2 protein-coding genes are annotated in these 2,857 nt (G+C 37.1%); both read right to left on the reverse strand.

What is annotated here, in order from left to right; genetic code table 11:
* Positions 1-929, reverse strand: a 929-nt coding sequence (locus ADA56_RS05620; RefSeq protein WP_049369766.1) for an immunity 49 family protein, incomplete at its 3' end; no start/stop codon positions are given.
* 17 nt (positions 930-946) lie between these two features.
* Positions 947-2,857: VENN motif pre-toxin domain-containing protein (locus tag ADA56_RS09705; RefSeq protein ID WP_049369767.1), on the reverse strand; the 1,911-nt coding region annotated here is incomplete at its 5' end.

A 2,857-nucleotide genomic window follows, 5' to 3' on the forward strand; every position in this document is an offset into this window, starting at 1 on the left:
GAAGCCCAAAATCCTTTTTTATTTTCAACTTTCTTTTGCTTCGCTTCTTCCATTCTTTGTTTGACATAATTTACCCAAACTTGATGGGGCGCATCAAAATCAAATGATTTCATAAAATCATAAGGAATTTTATATTCCGCTAATGGATTTATATCAATCAATTCTTTGGGTGCTATAGGACTATCAATACCCAAATCAAAACCGTGGATTGCTGCGATTTTGGCATACATTAAAACTTGCGGTTGCAAGTAAAAATCAAAATGTAAAAGTGTTCCTTTTGCTGCTCGTTTAGCAAGCTTAAGTTCGAGTAATTTATCTAAAGCTTCTTGCATTCCTTTTATATTTTTATCTGCTAGTGCCACATAAAATTCATGATCGGGAATGCGCTTTAAATCGCTACGGGCTTTTTTCTCATCATTTAAGAACGTGAGTGCGCGCTCTTTTAATAATTGCCAATCGCCACTTAACGCCAATAAAGTGTTCGCATTAAAAAAAGGTCTGATATCAGTTCGTTTATAAGGGACTGAAATATCCACAATTTCATCACGATGTTTAATTAAATAATCAATCAACTTTTGATTATCTGAAAGTAAGATCATGAAAAAGAAATTTGTATTAATCCCGTTGTATGCCCATTGAAAATCATATTCAGACAAAATACTTAAGAAACCTGCAATAGAAGAATTTTCTTTAAATCCTTCGATAGAATTTTCTAACAAACATTTAGAGGATAATGCTCGATGATAGTCATCTAATAAACCAATTGAAAAAAACACATTCCCTCGAAAATCATCAATTAATTTTATTCTTTGAAATAATTCGAGATAAGAATCATCTGAAAACGAATTAACCCGTTCCAAAGTAAATTTTTTAGCATCACTGTAAGTCTTTGCAATATCACTACCTAAAAATACCTTATATTTTTCCATATTTACACCTATTATGACTAATTCTTATTAGGAATTCTAACTGGTAATAACACAACTTTACTATTTGATTTATCTACACCAGCTATAATTGTTTTAATTGATTTACCATTATCAATAGCTTTTATTATCGCAGTTCTTGCTGGATCATTTTCAGGTAATTTATACACAACTTCCTTAATCCATTTTTCTGACAACTGATTGGTGTTTCCTGCCCCCTTAGAACTCACCTGAATTGCCCCATTAGCTTTTATTTGTTTACTATCAATAATGACTACTGAACCATCTTTGCCCACTAACACATGATCAAAACCATTATTTGAGCCATATTTTCCGCCTTGTAATGGTTCATAACCTGAACGTTTTGCTAAACCATGAATTAACGACTCTGTTTTTCCGCCTTTAATATCACCATTTTTGACAATGTCATCGATTAAAGCTTGCTCAGCTTTACTAGTTGCTTTTATTTCACAACTTGCTCCACAAACTTTAGTGGCATTGATAAATCCTTTATCAGTTGATACAGCGATATTATCAACTTCATTAATTACTCGATTCAAAACAGTGTGATTAACTACTCTATTTACTTGATTTTTAGTAAAATCAACCACACCGTTTTTCAGTGCTCCCATTGGCTTAACTAACGCCAATCCCGCACCACTTAGCACCACTCCTCCAGTTGAAACACCTTTCATTTTACCTTGGCGGTAACCTTGCATTTCACCCGCGAGTTTTGGATTTTCTTGAAGGGCAAGCGCATAAGCCTCATCCCAATCTTTCAACGAGACCACAACATTATTATAGGTTTTCTCTGGATTTGAGATTGCTTCCCATAAAGATACAACGGTATCATCTAAATTAACAACCGCATCCGCTGTGTCTTTAACACTATCAATTTGACCCTGAGCTTCTGCAAGCTCTAGACCTTCTTGATATTCTTTAGCTTTATCCTCATCTCCATTGAATAAAACCTTGGCATACATTTCAATGTTTTGCTTACGCTCATCACTAGGATGAACGTCATCAGCCATGCCATTATTCTCTACCGCATCTTTCGCTGTCTTAGCCGCAATAATCGCCCCATCAGAGCTATCTGATAAACTACCACCAGCAATACCTGCTGCTACCTGACTTAAAGACGATACCGTACGTTTTTCTTCTTCACTAAGCTTTTCAGGTGATTTATTGTAAAGTGTCGAGGCAAGGAAATGAGCCGCTGCCTCTCCACCTGCTGCACCCGCCGCACCAGCAGCAACATTACGGTTGCCCGCATAAGCCTCTACCGCGCCCCAAAGTGCATGAGCAGTCAAATTGAGAGCGGTATTTACATTACCTTTTGCATCTGTGGTCGCTTTCTTAATTTGGTTATTCACCGCAGGTGATAATCCTGAAGCCACCACTTCCGCTGCCGGTCTGCCGGCTAAAGCGGTGCTGATAACATTTAATGCCGAATCAATGACAAGACGTTGACTTCCACCCGTTTCCCATTCTTTAGCTTCGCGACTCGCTGTCTCAAAATTATCTCGTGCTTGTTTGACTAAAGCGCGGTTAGTTTCGTTGTTGTTTTCTGCCTTGGCTTTTTCTGCTTCTTCTAACGCAATTGCGGCTTCATGACGCTTCGCTTTCGCTTCTTCGCCAAATTTATTAGCAAGCAAACTTCCTGCTTCCGCGACATTTGGTCCAAATTTCTCTGTCACCTCACGTTGGAAATCAAGTTCTTTTTGAACATCATCTTTATTAAAACGATTCTCTAATTTACCACTTTGACTTTGTGCACTCTCTGTAGTGATATCTGTTTTTATCGCAGCAATTTTATCTTGTACCGTTTTGCCTGTACGTTTTAATTGCTCTGCTTCATCTTTAATTATGATATTTTGTGTATTAATACCACTTTTTGTTGTGCTAGATTGGCTATCGGAATCTTTACCATA

Source organism: Parahaemophilus parainfluenzae, from assembly GCF_001055095.1.
Classification (GTDB): domain Bacteria; phylum Pseudomonadota; class Gammaproteobacteria; order Enterobacterales; family Pasteurellaceae; genus Haemophilus_D; species Haemophilus_D parainfluenzae_Z.